The sequence below is a fragment of the Pseudomonas sp. 8209 genome, from assembly GCF_028682105.1.
Classification (GTDB): Bacteria; Pseudomonadota; Gammaproteobacteria; order Pseudomonadales; family Pseudomonadaceae; genus Aquipseudomonas; species Aquipseudomonas palmensis.
The window spans coordinates 64301-82847 of sequence record NZ_JANIAH010000007.1; the positions used below are offsets into that span (position 1 = coordinate 64301).

General features: G+C 65.1%; 15 protein-coding genes. 4 read left to right on the forward strand and 11 right to left on the reverse strand.

Annotated features, from left to right (window positions below; genetic code table 11):
* The first annotated feature begins 16 nt into the window (after positions 1-16).
* Together NP552_RS16620 and NP552_RS16625 are read left to right on the forward strand one after the other, a co-directional pair.
* The gene (locus tag NP552_RS16620; protein WP_054916493.1) at positions 17-424 is read left to right on the forward strand and encodes a DUF488 domain-containing protein; all 408 of its coding nucleotides are present in this window, start codon (positions 17-19) and stop codon (positions 422-424) included.
* Between the two features lie 121 nt (positions 425-545).
* Positions 546-977: a GNAT family N-acetyltransferase gene (locus NP552_RS16625; RefSeq protein WP_054916520.1), complete on the forward strand. Its 432-nt coding sequence runs from the start codon at positions 546-548 to the stop codon at positions 975-977.
* Here the strand turns inward: NP552_RS16625 and NP552_RS16630 are convergent.
* The 11 genes from NP552_RS16630 to NP552_RS16680 form a co-directional block, all read right to left on the reverse strand.
* Positions 967-2475, reverse strand: a complete 1509-nt coding sequence (locus NP552_RS16630; protein WP_274096930.1) for a right-handed parallel beta-helix repeat-containing protein — start codon at positions 2473-2475, stop codon at positions 967-969. The genes NP552_RS16625 and NP552_RS16630 overlap by 11 nt on opposite strands.
* Before the next feature lie 17 nt (positions 2476-2492).
* Positions 2493-3608 carry a polysaccharide lyase gene (locus NP552_RS16635; RefSeq protein WP_043860256.1) on the reverse strand — a complete coding sequence of 372 codons (1116 nt, stop codon included), beginning with the start codon at positions 3606-3608 and terminating at the stop codon, positions 2493-2495.
* On the reverse strand, positions 3599-4999 hold the full coding sequence (locus NP552_RS16640; RefSeq protein WP_274096931.1) for an alginate O-acetyltransferase AlgX-related protein: 1401 nt from the start codon (positions 4997-4999) through the stop codon (positions 3599-3601). Before NP552_RS16640 ends, NP552_RS16635 begins: the two co-directional genes overlap by 10 nt.
* A 38-nt stretch (positions 5000-5037) precedes the next feature.
* Complete coding sequence (locus NP552_RS16645; RefSeq protein ID WP_043860258.1) at positions 5038-5682, reverse strand: alginate O-acetyltransferase AlgF; 645 nt, start codon at positions 5680-5682, stop codon at positions 5038-5040.
* 11 nt (positions 5683-5693) lie between these two features.
* On the reverse strand, positions 5694-6788 hold the full coding sequence (locus tag NP552_RS16650) for an alginate O-acetyltransferase (RefSeq protein ID WP_043860259.1): 1095 nt from the start codon (positions 6786-6788) through the stop codon (positions 5694-5696).
* 9 nt (positions 6789-6797) lie between these two features.
* Complete coding sequence (locus NP552_RS16655) at positions 6798-8225, reverse strand: MBOAT family O-acyltransferase (protein WP_043860260.1); 1428 nt, start codon at positions 8223-8225, stop codon at positions 6798-6800.
* Positions 8226-8239: 14 nt separating this feature from the next.
* Positions 8240-9694, reverse strand: a complete 1455-nt coding sequence (locus NP552_RS16660; RefSeq protein ID WP_274096932.1) for an ion channel protein AlgE — start codon at positions 9692-9694, stop codon at positions 8240-8242.
* Positions 9691-11136 (reverse strand): sel1 repeat family protein, encoded by a 1446-nt coding sequence (locus tag NP552_RS16665; RefSeq protein ID WP_052504205.1) that lies wholly within the window; start codon positions 11134-11136, stop codon positions 9691-9693. Before NP552_RS16665 ends, NP552_RS16660 begins: the two co-directional genes overlap by 4 nt.
* Positions 11137-11147: 11 nt before the next feature.
* Complete coding sequence (locus NP552_RS16670) at positions 11148-12317, reverse strand: PilZ domain-containing protein (RefSeq protein WP_054916489.1); 1170 nt, start codon at positions 12315-12317, stop codon at positions 11148-11150.
* Between the two features lie 15 nt (positions 12318-12332).
* The gene (locus NP552_RS16675; protein ID WP_173925053.1) at positions 12333-13865 is read right to left on the reverse strand and encodes a glycosyltransferase; all 1533 of its coding nucleotides are present in this window, start codon (positions 13863-13865) and stop codon (positions 12333-12335) included.
* A 154-nt stretch (positions 13866-14019) separates the two neighbouring features.
* Positions 14020-15327, reverse strand: a complete 1308-nt coding sequence (locus NP552_RS16680; protein WP_043860264.1) for a nucleotide sugar dehydrogenase — start codon at positions 15325-15327, stop codon at positions 14020-14022.
* Between the two features lie 725 nt (positions 15328-16052).
* Between NP552_RS16680 and gacA the strand changes: the two genes are divergently transcribed.
* Together gacA and uvrC are read left to right on the forward strand one after the other, a co-directional pair.
* Positions 16053-16694, forward strand: coding sequence for a response regulator transcription factor GacA (gene gacA / locus NP552_RS16685; protein WP_043860265.1), 642 nt, complete (start codon positions 16053-16055; stop codon positions 16692-16694).
* Between the two features lies 1 nt (position 16695).
* Positions 16696-18519 (forward strand): excinuclease ABC subunit UvrC, encoded by a 1824-nt coding sequence (gene uvrC / locus NP552_RS16690; RefSeq protein ID WP_043860266.1) that lies wholly within the window; start codon positions 16696-16698, stop codon positions 18517-18519.
* Positions 18520-18547: the final 28 nt, after the last annotated feature.

The window sequence follows — 18547 nt, forward strand, 5'->3', positions numbered from 1 at the left end:
TGGGAGGAACGTGCCGATGATTCAGTGCAAACGGGCCTATGAGGCGCCTGCGCCGCAGGATGGCGAGCGGGTGCTGGTGGATCGGATGTGGCCGCGCAACCGGCGCAAGGATCAGTTGCACCTGAGTGCCTGGCTACCGGAGGTGGCGCCGTCGTCGGCGTTGCGCCAGGCCTTTCACCGCGGTGAGGTGGACTACGACGGGTTCTGCCAGCGGTATCGCCAGGAGCTGGCCGACCGGCCGCAGCATTGGTGGGGGCTGCTGGACAAGGCCCGTGGCGGCACCCTGACCCTGGTGTACGCGTTCAAGGATGAACAGCACAACAATGCGCGGGTGCTGGCCCAGTGGCTGGAGGATGAGCTGGATCGCCAGGGGCCCGGGAGTTCGCCGGTTTGCTATGCCGATGAGCTGGGGCCTAAAGTGTGACTCTCTGAATCTGCGTTACGGCCATCGCGGGTCAAGCCCGCTCCCACAAGGCCCCGCCTTACCTGTGGCAGCGGGCTTGACCTGCGATGGCCGCGCCGAAAATCCCCTGACGGGCACCCAAATGACCCCAACCCTGACCCCCGCCACCGACCTGCACCGAACCTTCGCCCGCGACCTCACGCGCCGCGCCATGCTGGCGTACTACCGCGAATTCGATCTGCTCTGGCTGGAGGAAGCCTTCGACCAGGCCTGGGGCTGGCGCGAGCAATGGCTGATTGTCGACGCCGGACAGCCCCTGGGCTTCTGCAGCCTCAGCCAGGACAGCCGTGCGCTGTACATCCGCGAACTGCACCTGGTCGAGGCCGCCCGCGGCAAGGGTATCGGTGGCTGGGTGCTGGAGCAACTGGCCGAATGGGCCGGCAGGCGCCATCTGCCGCTGCTGCGCCTGACCGTGTTCAAGAGCAATCCGGCCCAGGCCCTGTACCTGCGCCACGGCTTCGTCGCGCAGGGTGAGGACGAATGCTTCGTGCGCATGCAGCGGGTTATCGGCTAGCACTCTGCACGCAGGTCAGCCCCGGCTGCGGGGTACCGGCGGCCACCCGGCGTACCTGCACCACGCAGCCCTGGCGCACGGTGGCGTCGAGCAAGGGGCCCTGCACCGGCAGCAGGTCGCCGATCAGCAGGTTCTGCAGCAATGGCTTGCCCTCGAAACGGTTGCTGCCCAGCAGCACCTGGTCCATGCCTTCCACCCGAACCACCGCCTTGCCCACCCGGCCCAGGGTGTTGCCGCCCAGAATCAGCGGCCCGGCCAGCGGCTGGGTGTTGCGCAGGCTGATGGCGTACTCGGGGGTGTTGCCGATGTGGTTTTCCAGCATGACCGCGCCAGCCACGTCGCTGGCGTCCACCGCGCTGCCCTGGCTGTTGCCGATGAAGTTGCCTTCGATCAGCACCGGCATCTCGCCCTTGAGGTTGCGCAGCAGCACGCCGTTGCCGCGGCTGGCGCCAATGCGGTTGCCGCTCAGCAGCAGGGCGCCTTGCTGGTCGCTGACCTCGATGGCGGCCTTGTGCGTGCCCAGGATCAGGTTGTCGTCGAGCCAGGCGCGGGTCTGCCCGCGCAGGCGGATGCCGCTGTTGTTGTCGACCCCGCGAATCTGGTTGTGCGCCATGCGCATCTGGCTGTCGCGCACGTCCACGCCATACTGCTGGGCACTTTCGAAGCGGCTGCCCTCGATCACCCCACGGCTGTGCTGCAGCTCCACCGCCGACAGCTCGCTGAACTGGCTGTCGCGTATCAGCACGCTGGCCGGCCGGGTGGCCGGCGATTGCTGGCTGCTCAGGGCAGTGGTCAGGCCCCGCGACAGGTTGGCGTTGTAGCCCAGGCGGTTGAGGGTGGCGCCGATCAGCTGGGTATGGCTGCCGGCCCAGGCCACCACGAACGGGCGCCAGGCGCGCTCGGTGTTGCCGGCCTTGTCGCCGGCCACGCTTTCCAGGCGTGACTGGTTCAGGCCCAGCCAGCCCTGGTTGATCAGGGCCGTGCCCGAATAGCTGTAGAGGTACAGGCTGGTGCCCTCCAGCACCAGCCCGCCATCGGCGGCGATCATCAGCGGGTAGCTGAGCAGGTAGCCGTCCTTGTAGCGCTTGAGTACCTGCGGGTTGTTCAGGGTGTCGGCCAACTGCGCCAGGGTGATGCTGCCACCCTGGATCAGCACCGCCTGCGGGTGGTGCGCCTGGTAGCCGGCCACGGCGCGGAACAGGCCGTTGTTGACGAACGGCTCGAACGGCCAGCTGCCGCCCTGGGCCGAGAACATCGGTTGCAGGCTGACAGTGGCACGCCCGCCGGGGCGCGGGCGTTCCTGCAGGGTGAAGCTCACCGCTTCGCGGGTGCTGGCCTGCACCTGTTGCACCTGCGCCTGGTAGTCGTTGGGACTGACCACGCGCAGTGCCTGCTGCATCGGCAGGCCCTGGGGGGCGGCGTGGGCCACGCCGGCGAGGCCGGCCAGCAGCAGGCCGGCCAGTCGGGTAAAGCGGAAAATGCGGGCAGACTGGGCCATGGCGATTCGTCCTTGGGTTACGGCAAAGGGGGGTAGAAGGGCTTGAGCGGGCCGCCGATCTGACTGTAGTTGTCGACGTTGCCGTCCTCGCTTTCGTACAGCTGGCGGGCCAGGCGGTTGTTGGGCGCGCGGTACAGGAACGGGATCAGCCAGGCCAGCTTGTAGGGGGCTACCTCGGTCTGGGCCTGGCCCATCAGTTCGGGCAGCGGGCCGGGGTCGAGCACCGTGCGTGCGGCGAAGTTGCCCAGCAGCTCCAGGGTCTGCTGGTCGTGTTCGCTCCAGGGCAGGCCATTGGCCCGCGCCGACTCGGCCAGCAGCACCAGCGGCACCAGCGCGTACTGGCTGTAGGTGGCGGCAAGCCGGGCACGCGCCACTTCCAGCGGCAGGTAGGCATAGCTGCCGTCCCCGCTGCGCACCGCCTGCTGCAGGCCGCGACGCAGATTGCCGTCGGCCCAGCGGATGAAGTCGTCGCGCTGCACCAGCATGCCGCTGGCGGCCACGGCCCAGGCGGCCCAGTAGTCGTGGTTGTTGAACCAGGTGAAGCTGGCGGCCTGGCGTGGCTGGTACTCGCGGATGATCAGTTCGCCGAGCTGTTCGAACCAGCGCGTCTGGGCCGGCGACAGCTGCACCTGGCCGTTGCTGGCGGCCTGGGTCAGCAGCAGCGTCGAGGCCATGGCCGCCACCGCCCACTTGCGCGCCGCCATGCCGGTGCTGCTGGCATCCGGGTTGAGCAGGGCACCGGCCTGCGCCCAGTGCTCCAGCCACTGGTCCTGGCAGGCCAGGGCCATGTTGGCCTGCTGCGGGGTCTTGGCGCGCTGGAAGCGCTTGCTGGCGAAGATCAGCCCGGCGATGAACTGCTTGACCTGCTTGCTCGCCGCCTCGGTGTCGGCATCGGGGCGGCTGCGCAGGGTCGACTTGCTGGCATCGCGCTGGTCGTACTTGCTCTGCATGCGCAGGCTGGCGGTGTACGGTGGCGGCGGCTGTTTGCTGCACTGCAGGGTGCGGTAGTCGGCGATCATCGCCGACTGGGCGGTGGCCCGCGCCGGCCAGATCGATTGCGCGGCCAGGCTGCTGCCCAGCTGCAACCCGGCGCACAGGCCCAGGGTGGCGACCAGCCAGGGCTTCAGAGGCATAGACGGGTTTCCACCTGGGTGGCGGCCTGGCTCGGCTTGGTCGGTTCGAGGAACACCGAGAGCAGGTTGGCCCCGGCGAACTCCTTGGCCTTGCTCAGCTCCAGGTAGTACTGGCCACCGCTGACGGCCGCCTCGCGGCGAAACCACACCTTGTCGCGGGCACCGTTGTCGTAATACACGATCACGTAGAAGTCCTTGACGTTCTTGTCGCTGATGCGGATGTCCAGAAAGCCCTGGCCGCTGCCCAGTGCCTTGCGGCTTTCGCCGGCGTTGCTCAGCAGTTCGATGCGGTCGTTGACGCGCAGCGCAGGGCGCTGCAGGCGGCTGCCCAGCACCGGTGTAGAGGTGCTGCAACCGCCCTTGACCGCTGGAATCAGCTGGCGGTACATCTGGTCGGACTCCAGCTGGTAGTTGGCCGGCAGCTCCCAGATGATCAGTCTGGGCGGTGCGTCGGGCTTGTAGTTCTCGGACAGCAGGTATTCGAGCAGCGAGCCGTCCTGGCCAACGCCGGGCAGGGCGTAGTTGAGGATGTCGACATCCAGGTACTGCTTGAGGTAGCCGTCGAAGTTGAACTGCTTGCTCTCGTCCTCACGGGCTGCGGCGTTACTGTCGCCCACCAGGATCACCTGCGGGTCGGGGGCTTCGTCGAACAGTGCGTCGGCATCGTCGGCCACCGGGATGGTCTGGTAGCCGCGCACATACTGGAAGCCGTAGTTGTTGCCGCAGATGCTGCTCATCGCCAGGTTCATGGTGCCGTCCTTGGGCACCATCACGCCGGGCTCGGTGCGGTAGTGCTTCTTGGTCAGGTCGGCATAGAACGGCTGGCGGCGCACCTCATCGGCCACCAGGCGTGCGGTGGCCTCGGCACCGCTGGGGGTCCAGTGGTGGTCGCGGCGAAAGAAGTACTCGCCCGCCGGCGGGGTGCGCACCAGTTGCATCAGGTCGGGCACCACCGCGCCGCCGCTGCGCAGCTGCTGCAGGTAGCTGGCCAGGTTGTTGCTGGCGCGCTCGAAGTCGAACCCGTGCAACTGCCCGGGGTAGAGCTTGTCGCGGTGCATCAGCCCGCGGGTGGGCTGCACGGCCATGGCCACGTGGATACCCTGCTGGCGGAACGCGGCCATCAGGCGCGCGAACTCCGGGCGCATGGGCGCGGGGATGCCGAAGTCGTTGGTCAGGTCGACGGCCGAACGGAACAGCCAGCGGTCCTTGCCCGGGACGATCTCGCGCATCAGTTTCATCCGCCCTTCGGCGTATTTCTGCGGATCGCTCAGGGCCGGGCAGACCATGCACTCAAGGCTGGTGCAGCCGGGGCTGGGCGCCTCGGCGGCCTGGCCGGCCTGGCTGGCGGCAGCGAGTACGGCCATCAGGCCGAGGGAGGTAAGGATCTTCATGCGCGGTTCATCATCCTGTGTTCAAGGCCAGCCTGCGGTTACAGCGTGGGGTCGATGCTGTTGGCCACGCTGATGCTCTTGTAGCCATTGGCGGCGGGCAGCAGCACGTAGCTGTACGAGCGGCCTTTCTTGAGGAACAGGTCGTCGAACTGGGCGACGTTGCGCTGATCGACATAGGCGGCGAAGCCGATCTTGATTTCGTTGACCAGGCGGCTGCCGGTCTGGTCCTTGCCCAGCGGGTCGATGACCGAGGTCTTGCCGTCGGAGGTCTTGAGGGCGGCCTGCGCGGGGGTCAGGTTGTAGAAGGCGATCTGGGCCTTTTTCGGTTCGTTGACGTATTTGTCGGCGATCAGGGTCAGGCCCTTGCCGTCATACACCACGGTGCTGGCGGCGTTGGCCTTGAGCTGCGGCTCGATGGCCTGCTTGTCGACCGCGATCTTGTGGCTGCCGGCAGGGGTGAAACGGTAGCCGCTGAGCTGGCCGGGGGCGACCTTCTGTGGGTTGACCTTGCCGCTCAGGGTCACGTCGATGCTGCGATCGCTCAGGTTGAGCACGCGCACGAAGGCCGAGTCGGCCGGGGCCACGGCGTCGTAGAGGTCGGCATTGCCGTCGTTGGCGAGGCTGGCGGTGCTGACCAGCAGCAGGGCGGTGGCGGCGAGCAGTTGGCGTGGCGAACGGGTCATGGTGTATCTCCTTAGAAGTGTTGGGTCTGGTTCATCTGACGCTGGCCGCTGACCCGATGGGCCAGCAGGGTGCGCAGCGGGAATTCCCAGACCACGGTGTCGATGTCAGGGTTGCCCAGCTCATCGCTGGCCAGAAACTGGTTCATTGCCTCGAACGGCCCGCGGGCCTCCACGGCAATGCTCAGCAGGTCACGGTTGAGGGCTTCCTTGAGAAAACCGACGAAGTTCCAGTCGTCGATCTTGCTGTAGCTGGTACCTACCAGCAGCAGGCTTTGGGCCTGGTCGGCGAACAGCTCATCGCTGCTCTGTTCGGCCTTCAGGGTTTCGTACACGGCGATCTGGTTGGCGCCAAAGTCCGGCATCAGCCGGCTCTGGTCGAACTGGATGTAGTTCATCAGGTCGCCCTTGACGGTCTTTTGCGCGACCTGGTGCGACACATAGCGCTCCTGGCCCAGCAGCTCCGGGTGCTGGCGCGCCAGTTCGAAGGCGGCCAGGCGTGCGCCATCGGGGCTCCAGTGGGTGTCGGACTTGAGAAACAGCGGTGGGCCGCCGAGGTTGTCCAGAAACGCCGAGCGCAGCGGCGTCACCGTGACGTTGCGTGCCTGCAGCTGCGCCACGAAGCGGTCGTACAGGCTGATGGCGCGCGGATCGAACGGGTGCTCGGCATGCGCGGCATAGATGTCCAGCTTCATCGGCAACGGCAGCAGCACCAGGCGCTTGCCGTGCTGCGCCAGTTGCGCCTGCACGGCGTCGATCTGTGCCAGCTGGCCTTGCAGGTTGGCCTCCAGGTCATTGGGCACACGATATTCCTGGGAGGTATAGAGCCAGCCGTCCTTGCCCAGTACCACGCCCTTGGTGCCCTCCCTGAACAGCAGGTACTGCGCGTCGGCCCACAGCTGCACCGAGGGCTCACGCAGGAAGAAGCGCTTGTCGTAGGCCTGCTCGAACTTGCGCAGCAGCTTGCCGTCGACGAACAGGTTCCAGGCGTCACTCTGGTTTTTCGCGAAACTGAAAACCGGCGGCAGGGAGTAGACGAACATCCCCGCCAGCACCAGGCAGAACAGAATGCCGTTGACCTTGCTTGCCGAGTTCATCACCGGGTACATGACAGTCTCCTAGAACTGGAAGTAGAGGAAGGGGGAGAACGAGTGCGCAGCCAGGCTGCTCAGCGCCAGCGCGAAGCCGGCCCACAGCAGCACGGCCTTGAGCCCGCCGACATGGGCCATGAAGAAGTGCTGCTTGTTGCCGGCGTAGTAGCGCACGTTGTTGCTGCCGGCCAGGATCAGCCAGCACAGCGCCACCGCCACGAACGACATGGCCATCTTCGAGGCGCCCAGCACGTAGAGCTCCAGCGAGCCCAGGCCGTTGAAGCCGAACAGCGCCTGGTAGATGTCCAGGCTGTGGCGCAGGTCGTTGGTGAAGAACAGCGGCATGCTCAGGATGATCAGCAACCCGGTGCGCAGGTTGCGCCCCAGGCGGTAGGGCGTGGTGACCTTGGTGGCCAGGTTGAACTTGCGCTCGATCACCATGCCCAGGCCGAAGAACAGCCCCCAGCAGATGAAGGCGAAGCTTGCGCCGTGCCACAGCCCCGACAGCAGCATGGTGTACACCAGCGCCGGCATGGCCCCGGCGATGCGCTTGCGCACCAGCGGCATGTACACGTAGTCGCGCAGAAAGTGCGCCAGGGTCATGTGCCAGCGGCTCCAGAACTCGGTGATGCTCTGCGAGACATAGGGCTGGTTGAAGTTCTCCGGGAAGCGAAAACCCATCATCAGCGCCAGGCCCAGGGCCATGTGGCTGTAGCCGGCGAAGTCGAAGTACAGCTGCAGGGTCGACACCACCAGGCCGAACCAGGCATCGCTCAGTTGCAGGCTGCCCTCGCTGATGAACAGCACGTTGATCGGCGCCAGCTGGTCGGCGATCAGCACCTTCATGATGAAACCGAGCATGAACCGGCATACCCCCAGCGAGAACATCTCCAGCGAGTGGGTACGCTGGCGCAGCTGCGGGGCCAGTTGGCTGTAGCGCAGGATCGGGCCGGCCACCAGGTGCGGGAACAGCGCGACGAATGCGGCGAAGTCGATGAAGTTGTTGGTGGGCGTGGCGTCCTTGCGGTAGATGTCGACGATATAGCTCAGGGCATGGAACACGTAGAACGAGATGCCCAGCGGCAGGAAGATCGTCTCCAGGGTGAAGGTGTTGATGCCCAGCGGCGCCAGCAGTGCGCCCAGCACCTCGGCGCCGAAGTTGGCGTACTTGAAATAGCCCAGGGTCGACAGGTTGCCGATGATGCCGATCCACAGCAGGCGGAACGCCCAGCGCTTGTCGCCGGCGTCCAGGCGCGCCTTGATGCGCAGGCCGAACCAGTAGTTCCAGTAGGTGATGCCGACGAACAGCAGCAGGAAGTCCGGGCGCCACCAGGCATAGAAGATGTAGCTGGCGGCGACGATCACCGTGGAGCGCCACGGCGCACGCGCCAGGAAGTACACCGCCAGGAACAGCGGCAGGTAGAGGAACAGGAACACGTTTGAGGCGAAAATCATCGCGGGGCCCGCCCTTAGTAACTGATCACGACGCCGACCGTCAGCTGGTAGTCGTCACCGGTATCCAGCGCGTTGCCGGCATTGAGGTAGCTGGCGCTGACCAGGGTGTTGACGTCCAGGTGCTTGCCGTCGAGGGCGACCGGAAACATCTTCCAGTAGTAGTTGAGGTCGAGCATCTGCCCCACGTGCTTGCCGTTGCCGTTGCTGCCCTGGGCGATGGCCTGGTTGCGCGCGCTGCGCTGGTCGCCGTCGACGCGGATCGGCAGGGTGCCACTGGCATCGCGCAGCTTGAGTTCGGTGAGGCGAAAATCCAGGGCGCTGCGCGGCGTGGGCCGGGTTTCCACGGCAAAGCCGTAGTAGCTCAGGTTGCGCAGGTCGAGGCTGACGAACGAGCTGGCCAGGCGGGTGCTGTAGGAGCCCTGGCGGGTGATGCGGTCGGACTGGATGGTGTTGAGACGAAAGCCGTCGTTCTCGTTGCTCGGCTTGTCGGTCAGCCCGCCGCGCAAGGCCAGGCGCGGGGTCCAGGGCAGGTCGTCGAAGCGTTTGCCGATCTCGCCCAGCGCCGCCCAGCCGCTGGCGTGGTGGCCGGTGGTGGTCAGGCCGTTGCCGTCGGTGTTGTCGACCTTGCCGTCGAGTGCGGCCAGTTCCAGGTGGTAGTCGCTGAACAGCGGGCTGACCTGCAGGTTGTCGGCCTTGAAGAACAGCCCGTAGCGCATGCCGGTGAAGTCGTAGCGGTCACGCGGGTCGTGCCCGCTGTGGTCGTCTTCGTACATCACGCGCGTGCCGGCCCAGTTGTTCTCGCTCCAGCGGTAGGCGTACTCGCCCATCAGGTAGGTGGTGCGTTCTTCGCTGTCGGCCAGGCGGTTGACGTCGCTGTTGTAGTTGTAGAACTTCTGCGCCACGGCGAAGAAGCCCTTGGCGAAGGTGTCCTTGTAGTCGAAACGCAGCGACTCGATGCTGTCGTCCCACCAGATGCCGTAGTCGTCGGCAAAGCGCTGGCGTCCGGCCGACAGCGAGAAGCGCGGGTCGTCGCCCAGCAGGTTGCGCTTGACGTACAGCTCGCGCAGCTCGGCGTACCAGCCTTCGGGCTGCTCGCGGTCGAAGGCGTTGGTGCTTTCGTTCTGGCTGTTGGCCGTCTGGCTGGAGTCGTAGTTGAGCCACAGGCGACCGTAGACCATCCACTTGGCCCAGCGTTTTTCCGGTGAGTACCAGGCGAACGAGGGTTCGTAGCGCAGGCTGTAGAAGCTCTCGCGGCTGCGCCCCACCTGGGAGTCTTCGGGGCCGTAGCCGGTCTGCACGGTGAGCTTGTTGAAGAATTCGGAGGTGATCACCGGCGTGCTGGCGTCGGCGTCTACCCGCACCGGCTCGCTGCTGTCGGCCTCGGGGCCGGTGATTTCTTCGGCGGCGAACGCGGTGTACAGCGGCGCGAGCATGAGCAGGGCGCCAAACAGGGACGGATGCGCTTTCACAGGGTGGTCTCCTTGAGCAGGTCATTGCGTGCCGCCATGGCGCGCTCGATGTCAGCCGTTTTCAGGGTTTTGTCCAGGCGCTTGAGCAGCCCGCGGGCGCGGCGCTCGCCCAGGTCCAGGGCAAGGCGCGCGTAGGTGTAGGCCTTGACCGGGTCGTGGCAGATGGCGCGGCCGCTCGCGTAGATGGTGGCCATGCGGTACCAGGCGGCAGTGGCGCCGCGCTCGGCCTGTTCCTGGTAGATCGCCAGGGCACGCTCCTGGTCGGGCTGGTCGAGGCCGCCCTTGCTGTACAGGTCGGCCAGCAGCAGGTGCGCGTCGCGAAAGTTGCTGGCGATCAGTTCGTCGATCAGCACCTGGGCCTTTTGCGGGTCCAGGGTCAGCCAGTTGGTGACCATGTACAGCGAGGCATTGAGCGCCTTGGCCCGGGTCGGGTCCTTGGCCTGCACCTGGGCAATCAGCGCCTGTACCTGGTCGGCGTTGTGCTCGGTGGGGTTGGAGATCATGAAGTTGGCCTTGGACACCAGCGCCGGCACGAAACCGCGCTGCGCGGCGTTGTCGAACCAGCGCTGGACCTCGGCCATGGCGGCCGCCCATTCATCGGCCAGGGCCTTTGCACGGGCCTGCTGTTCGGGGGTGGGCGCAGGCCTTGGGGCACCCATGGCGTTGCCCAGCTGCTCATCCTGTTCGGCCTGCTGGTCGGCACGCTGCACGGTGCTGATGGTGTCGAGCAACGAGCCGATACGGTGCACGATCTCCACCGGCAACTGCGCCATCCGGGGCTCCAGGGTGCGGGCGAAGGCGGGGAACGCGGTGTCCTGGCGCTCGCCGAGGAAGGCGTAGTAGCGGTCGACGCCACGCGGGTCGACGCGTACCGCCTGCTGGTACCAGTGCTCGGCAGCGGCGCGGTCGCCCTGGCGCTCGGCGACCACCGCGCGGTACAGCTCGGGGTGGCAGTCGAGCAGGCAGGACTGCTCGTACAGCGCCAGCAGCTGCGCGGCCTCGGCGGTGGGCACCAGGTCCGGGTAGGTCAGGAACACTTCCAGCGTGGCATTGGTGTTGCGCGGGTCCAGGGTGGCCGGGTAGCGGGTCAGCGCCTGGGCCACCCAGGCGCGCTGCTGCTGGCGCAGGCCGGGGCTGCGGTCAAGCAGGCGGGCCAGCGAGGCCAGCGCCGGCACCAGGCCGCGACCCTCGGCAAACGCTTCCTGGTACAGGCGGATCGCCTCCTGGCGGTTGGCGCTGTCGCTGCTGGCCAGCACATCGCCCAGCAACTGCTTGGACGCCAGGTCACCGCGCTCGGCGAGCACGCGCAAATCGGCGCTCACATCGGCTTGCGGGTCCTTGTACAGCGCGTAGCGGATCTGCTCCAGGCTTTGCCCGGCAAGGGCAGGGCCGGTGCAGGCGAGGGCAGTGAACAGCAGCCAGGCGGGCGTCATCGGTTTCATCTGGGGGCCCTTCAGCGCGACAGCGACGGCAAGGCCGGCAGGCCCAGGTACAGGTCCACCGCCACCGGTTTCTGGTAGGCCGCCAGTGGCAGCGGACGGTCCGGCCGGATGGTCAGGGCGAGGTTCTTGTTCAGTGCGTCGACCCGCGAGTCCACCACGGTGCCGCCGAAGCGTTCGTCCAGGCCGAACACCTGCAGGTCCACGGATCTGACCCGGCTGATGTCGCTCAGCTTGTCGAACGGCACGTTGGCGCTGACGTACAGCGGCTGGTCCTTGGGCAGCAGGTGCAGCAGCGGCGCCTGCTTGTAGCCGTAGCCGTTCATGGGCGTGCTGGGGAAGTACACCTGGCAGTCGCACGGGCTGTTGATCACGGTCTCGATGGTGGCGCGCCCCAGCAGGGTCTGCAGGTCGCCGGGCGCGAGGTCGGCCAGCGCCTTCATGTCGGCCGGGCTGGTGAAGCTGGTAGCCAGCTGGGTGGAGATGTTGGCCAGCGGCTCGCCGGCCTTGACCTCGCTCTGCCCAGGCTGCAGCAGGAACTTCACGTAGCCGTTGTCGGGCATGCTGATGATCTGCGCATCGGCACTGACCTGGGCCTGCACGGCCGGAATGCGGAAGAACAGCAGGTAGCTCTTGTAGGCCACGAAGCTCAGGGCGGCGATGCCGGCGGCGGTGAACAGCAGGGTGCCGCCGATGGCGCGCAGGCGATCGCCTGCATTGCGTGCGCTGGCGTACTTGTGCTTGCGCTCCTTGATGTAGTTCTCGCGCTGCATCACGTTGAACAGGCCGTTGACGTCGGCAATTTCGCCCGACAGGTAGGCGCTGATGATGTAGCGCAGGATGTCGCGCTTCTGGGCGTCGAGGTCGACGAACTGCGCGCCGACTTCGGCGCCGCGCTGCGAGACGATCTTGATCTGGCTGTCGATGTTCAGGTCGACCTGGTTCAGGCGCAGCTGGATCGAGGCGGTGTACAGGCTGCCGATCTTCAGCGGGGCGCTGTGCACCAGGCCCAGGCCGCCCAGGGAGATGTCCTGCAGGGTGCTGTCGATGGGCGCCTGGCCGGGGGCGCTGAGCCTGACCCGGGCATTGAGCTTGGTGCGCACGTACTGGCGTTCGTCGATGGCCTCGTGGACCACGTTGGCTGCAGTGGTGCCGGGGGCTGCTGGGATGTTCGAGCTACTCATGGCAGGCGCCTTTCCTTAACGTTGCGTGAGTTCGAGAAGTACCGAGATGGCACCGAAGAAAATCGCGATGGATGAAAACAGCATCGCCTTCGATGACCAGCGGTTCAGGGCCGTGTCGAAATCGACAGTGCCGTTGCTTAGCGTGGTTTTTTGCCGGGTCCAGCTCTGCTGGTCCATGTGGAACAGTGCGTACACCTTCATCAGCGAGCCCACGATCTGGTTGTAATAGAGAACGAACGGGTACACCGGGCTGACCGGGTGACCGGCGAACAGAAACAGCACCGTCACCAGGCTGCGCGAGAGCAGTACCCAGAACAGGTACACCAGCAGGTACTCGATGCCGAACACCACGCCGGCCACTACCGAGGCGGTCAGGCCCATCAGGCAGGTCCACATCGACACGCGCTGGTCGAGCAGCACGTACAGGGTGAACAGGCCCAGGCGGGCGCGGCCCAGCAGGTGGGTGGCGCGAAAGTTCTGGCGCAGCGAGTTGCCGTACCAGCGGAACATCAGCTGGCGGGTGGCGCGCCAGAAGCTGTTGTCTGGTGGATGCTCCACGGTCAGGGTGTTGCTGTCGGGCACGTAGAAGGTGTCCCAGCCGGCGCGCATCAGGCTCAGCCACGAAGACTTGTCGTCGCCGGTGAGAAACTGGAAGCGGCCAAGGCGCCAGTGTTCGAGAAAGTCGGCTTCCACGTCGCGGATGAATTCGGGGTCGGTCATCACGCTGGCGCGAAAGAACGACAGCCGGCCGGTCAGGGTCAGCACCCGGTGCGACAGGGCCATCGAGCACATGTTGATGTGCCGCTGCACGAAGCGCATCGAGTGCCACTGGCGCATCAGCGGGCTGCCTTCGACCTCGCAGAACTCGTTGGTGGTCAGGCCGCCGACATTGGGCAGGTAGGCGAACAGCTTGACCGCGCGCTCGACGCAGCCGGGCAGCATCATGGTGTCGCCGTCGACCACGCCCACCACCGCGTCCTGCAGCGGCATCTGCCGCGACAGGGCACGGAAGGCATGGGCCAGGCCGTCACGCTTGCCGGTGCCACGGGCGCGCACGATCACCAGCTTGATGTCGTCGCGATCGACCACCTCGTTGCGCATGATGGTCTTGATGAACTGCTCGTCGCCTTTTTCCACGATCGAGGCGATCACCGTGCACGGCACGTTCAGCCGCTGCACTTCCTGGAATACCGACTGGTACACCTTGAAGGTGGTGTGGGTGGGGATGCGAAAGCTGGTCACCACCATGAACATGTGCGAGGGCAGGGCATCGTCGCCCATCCGCTCGACCGCCTTGCGGATGCGCGGGAACTTCCAGTGCAGGAAGTACATGCCGCGGATGTAGTGGACGATGGCATTGCCGTAGCGCCACATGCCCAGGGTACCGATGATGAAGATGAACGTGTGGTGGCTGGGGTCCAGGTACTGCGGCGCGATCATCTGCGACGCCAGCGCGACCAGGCCGAACAGGCAGGCCCAGGCACAGAAGCTGGCGCCTGCCTGCAGGTAGCCGGGTCGGCCCTCGGGCCGCTGTTGCTGTGGTTTCATGGTGCCGTTTCTCCTTGGTACGGGCAGCGCGCACCCGGCCGTTCACGCACATGAGGTTCGCCGGCGCTCCGAAGGAGGCGGCACTCAGGCAGGTAAACAGTCGGGTGACGCGTGGAGTCGAACGCCTTGGGCTCTCTTGACGGAGCCTGTGGCCTTACCAGCAGATCCCTTCCTGGGTGGCGTTGCTGGCGTTGGGCATGAAACCGACCAGGTCGACGATCTGCTTGTCGCCATTGCCTTCCAGAGCCTGGGCGAAACGCGGGTCGTTGTTGCCCAGCACGATGATCTCGGCGCCGTCGATCACCTGGTCGAGGTCGTTGCACAGCAGCGACGACACGTGCGGGATCTTCGACTCGATGTAGTCGCGGTTGGCGCCGAACACCCGGGCATACTCGACGTTGGCGTCGAAGATGCGCAGCTCGTAACCCTTGCCGATCAGCATTTCGGCCAGCTCCACCAGCGGGCTTTCGCGCAGGTCGTCGCTGCCGGCCTTGAAGCTCAGCCCCAGCAGGCCGATACGGCGCTTGTTGAAACCGCTGACCAGGTCGAAGGCGTTCTGCACCTGGCTGCGGTTGCTGGACATGATCGAGGCCAGCAGCGGGTGCTCGACGTCCAGCTGGCCGGCGCGGTAGGTGAGGGCGCGCACGTCCTTGGGCAGGCAGGAGCCGCCGAAGGCGAAGCCGGGGCGCAGGTAGTAGCGCGACAGATTGAGCTTGTGGTCCTGGCACACCACGTCCATCACCTCGCGTCCGTCCACCCCGGAGGCCTTGGCGATGTTGCCGATCTCGTTGGCGAAGCTCACCTTGGTGGCGTGCCACACGTTGCAGGTGTACTTGATCATCTCGGCCACTTCGATCGACTTGCGGATCACCGGGGCGTCCAGGCCCTCGTACAGCGATTGCAGGATGTCGCCCGACTGGGTGTCGAGTTCGCCGATCACGGTCATGGCCGGGAAGTCGTAGTCCTTGATGGCCGTGCTTTCACGCAGGAACTCGGGGTTGACCGCCACGCCGAAATCGACGCCGGCCTTCTTGCCCGAGGCTTGCTCGAGCAGCGGGATGACCACGTTGTTGACCGTGCCTGGCAGCACGGTGCTGCGCACCACCACGGTGTGACGGCCAGCCTTGTCACGCAGGGCTTCGCCGATCTGGCGGCATACGGCCTCCATGTACACCAGGTCGAGGTCGCCGTTCTTCTTGCTGGGCGTGCCCACGCACAGCAGCGACAGTTCGGTGTCGAGCACGGCGCGTTGTACGTCGGTGGTGCCGTACAGGCGCCCTTGCTGCACGGCCTGTTGCAACAGCTGCTCGAGCCCCGGCTCGACGATGGGCGACTTGCCCTGGTTGATCATGTCGATCTTGGCCGGGGAGATATCCACCCCCACCACATTGTGGCCACGTGCCGAGAGGCACCCGGCGCACACGGCACCTACATATCCGAGCCCGAAAATACTGATGTTCATAGAGATCCCTTTAGCACTGTTCGCCTGAGCGAACCCTTGTGTAGTTGATAAATGTTCAGGCGGCAGGCGCAAACTGAAACGCGGCGAACGTTGATGTTCGTCGGCGGCTTATCTCTCTTTTTTTCATCCTATAGCGTTTAATTTTGGAACGGCAACACTTCATATCAAATTAACTAGAAAAAAATATAGTTTGTTTTGTGAAAGTTAAAAAACCGTTTAAAAACAATTACATATAGTTTGTAGAAAGTTCGACGTCAAAAAATTGATATGTGTATTGGGTGTGTTTTAATGGCGCCAAAAAAATGCTTCCACGGGGTTTTTACATAAATTTTAATGGTGGCAAATCGCCTTCATTTAATTAGGTAAACCGTTTCAGCTTAATGTTTTGAAAGTTGCAATAGGGCGACGGGTTAGTTGTGTTGATGAGTGCATCGCGAGCGTGAACAGCCTGTTTTATTGGCGTTGCTTTTTTTTGCATTCGCCACCGCTTGTGCTCCGCGTGGCGAGCCGGGCATAGTTTCAGTTTCATGCGTGGCCTGTGCCTGTACAGGCAGGTCTGCTCATCCAGGCAGAAGCCAAGCTGCAGTGATGATGAGCCGCGTAGGAAGCCACGTAGGAAGGCTGGGAAATTGACGTCAGCCGGATGGCGTTTACAGTTAGCTCACCCGGTCGATTTTTTGCTAAGGTGGCCGGATACAATTCACACCGTAACGCGAGGTGTCTGCTTGATCAGGGTCCTGGTGGTCGATGACCACGATTTGGTGCGTACGGGCATTACCCGCATGCTGGCCGACATCGACGGCCTGCAGGTGGTAGGGGAAGCCGATTCCGGCGAGGCAGCACTGAAACTCACCCGCGAACTCAAGCCCGACGTGGTCCTGATGGACGTCAAGATGCCCGGCATCGGTGGCCTGGAGGCGACCCGCAAGCTGCTGCGCAGCCACCCCGACATCAAGGTGGTGGCCGTGACCGTGTGCGAGGAAGACCCGTTTCCCACCCGCCTGCTGCAGGCCGGTGCGGCCGGCTACCTGACCAAGGGCGCCGGGCTGGGTGAAATGGTCCAGGCCATTCGCCTGGTGTTTGCCGGGCAGCGCTACATCAGCCCGCAGATAGCCCAGCAGCTGGCACTCAAGTCGTTCGAACCGCAGAATGCCTCGCCGTTCGACAGCCTGTCGGAGCGGGAGATCCAGATCGCCCTGATGATCGTCGGTTGCCAGAAGGTGCAGATCATTTCCGACAAGCTGTGCTTGTCGCCGAAGACGGTGAATACGTACCGTTACCGGATCTTCGAGAAACTTTCCGTTACCAGCGACGTGGAACTGACGTTGCTGGCCGTGCGCCACGGTATGGTTGACGCCAACCTCTGATATGACCCCAGCGTTTGATTCAAGTGCCTTTCTGGCGACCTGCAGCGGACGTCCGGGTGTCTACCGGATGTTCGACGAAGGCGCGCGCCTGCTGTATGTCGGCAAGGCCAAAAACCTCAAGAAGCGCCTGGCGAGCTATTTTCGCAAGGCGGGCCTGGCGCCCAAGACAGCCGCGCTGGTGGCGCGCATCGCTCAGGTCGAGACCACCATTACCGCCAACGAGACCGAGGCGCTGCTGCTCGAGCAGACCCTGATCAAGGAATGGCGCCCGCCGTACAACATCCTGTTGCGCGACGACAAGTCCTACCCCTATGTGTTCCTCAGTGATGGCGACTACCCGCGCCTGGGCATCCATCGCGGGGCCAAGAAGGCCAAGGGCAGGTACTTCGGCCCTTACCCCAGTGCCGGTGCCATTCGCGAAAGCCTGAGCCTGCTGCAGAAGACCTTCTTCGTGCGCCAGTGCGAAGACAGCTATTACGCCAACCGCACCCGGCCGTGCCTGCAGTACCAGATCAAGCGCTGCAAGGCGCCGTGCGTCGGCCTGGTCGAGCCACAGGAGTACGCCGCCGACGTGCGCCACTCGGTGATGTTCCTGGAGGGGCGCAGCCACCAGTTGACCAACGAGCTCAACGAAGAGATGGAGCGCGCCGCGATGGCCCTGGAGTTCGAGCGTGCCGCCGAGCTGCGCGACCAGATCGCCTTGCTGCGTCGCGTGCAGGATCAGCAGAGCATGGAGGGCGGCAGCGGCGACGTGGATGTGGTGGCCGCCTTCGTCAACCCGGGCGGGGCGTGCGTGCACCTTATCAGCGTGCGCGGCGGGCGGGTGCTGGGCAGCAAGAACTTCTTTCCGCAGGTGGGCATCGAGGAAGACGTGGCCGAGGTGCTGTCGGCGTTCCTGGCCCAGTACTACGTGGGCAACGCCGAGCGCGAACTGCCTGCCGAGCTGATCGTCAACGTGGTGCACGAAGACTTCGAAGCCCTGTGCGCCGCCGTCGAGGCCCTGCGGGGTCGCGAGCTGACCATCAGCCATCGGGTGCGCGGCACCCGCGCGCGCTGGCAGCAACTGGCCGTGACCAACGCCGAGCAGGCGCTGATGGCGCGCCTTGCCAACCGCCAGCACATGGCCGCGCGCTTCGATGCGCTGGCCCAGGTGCTGGACCTGGATGAAACCCCGCAGCGCCTGGAGTGCTACGACATCAGTCACTCCAGCGGCGAGGCCACCGTGGCCTCCTGCGTGGTGTTCGGCCCCGAAGGCCCGATCAAGTCCGACTACCGGCGCTACAACATCGAGGGCGTGACCGCCGGCGATGACTACGCGGCCATGCACCAGGCCCTGACCCGGCGCTTCTCGCGGATCAAGGACGGTGAGGGCAAGCTGCCGGACGTGCTGCTGGTGGATGGCGGCAAGGGCCAGCTGAACATGGCCCGCGACGTGCTGCAGGAACTGGCCGTGCCCGACCTGATTCTGCTGGGCGTGGCCAAGGGCACCACGCGCAAGGCCGGTTTCGAAACCTTGTACCTCAACGACGTGGCCCACGAGTTCACCCTCAAGGGCGACTCGCCGGCGCTGCACCTGATCCAGCAGATCCGCGACGAGGCGCACCGTTTCGCCATCACCGGTCACCGCGCGCGGCGCGGCAAGACGCGGCGCACCTCGACCCTGGAAGGCGTCGCCGGGGTAGGGCCCAAGCGCCGGCGCGACCTGCTAAAACACTTTGGCGGACTGCAGGAACTGAGCCGTGCCAGCGTCGAAGAAATCGCCAAAGCACCCGGAATCAGTAAAAAGCTTGCCGAGTCGATTTATGACAGCCTGCATAGCGAGTAGAATGCCCGCTCACCTCGCAGCCAGTTGT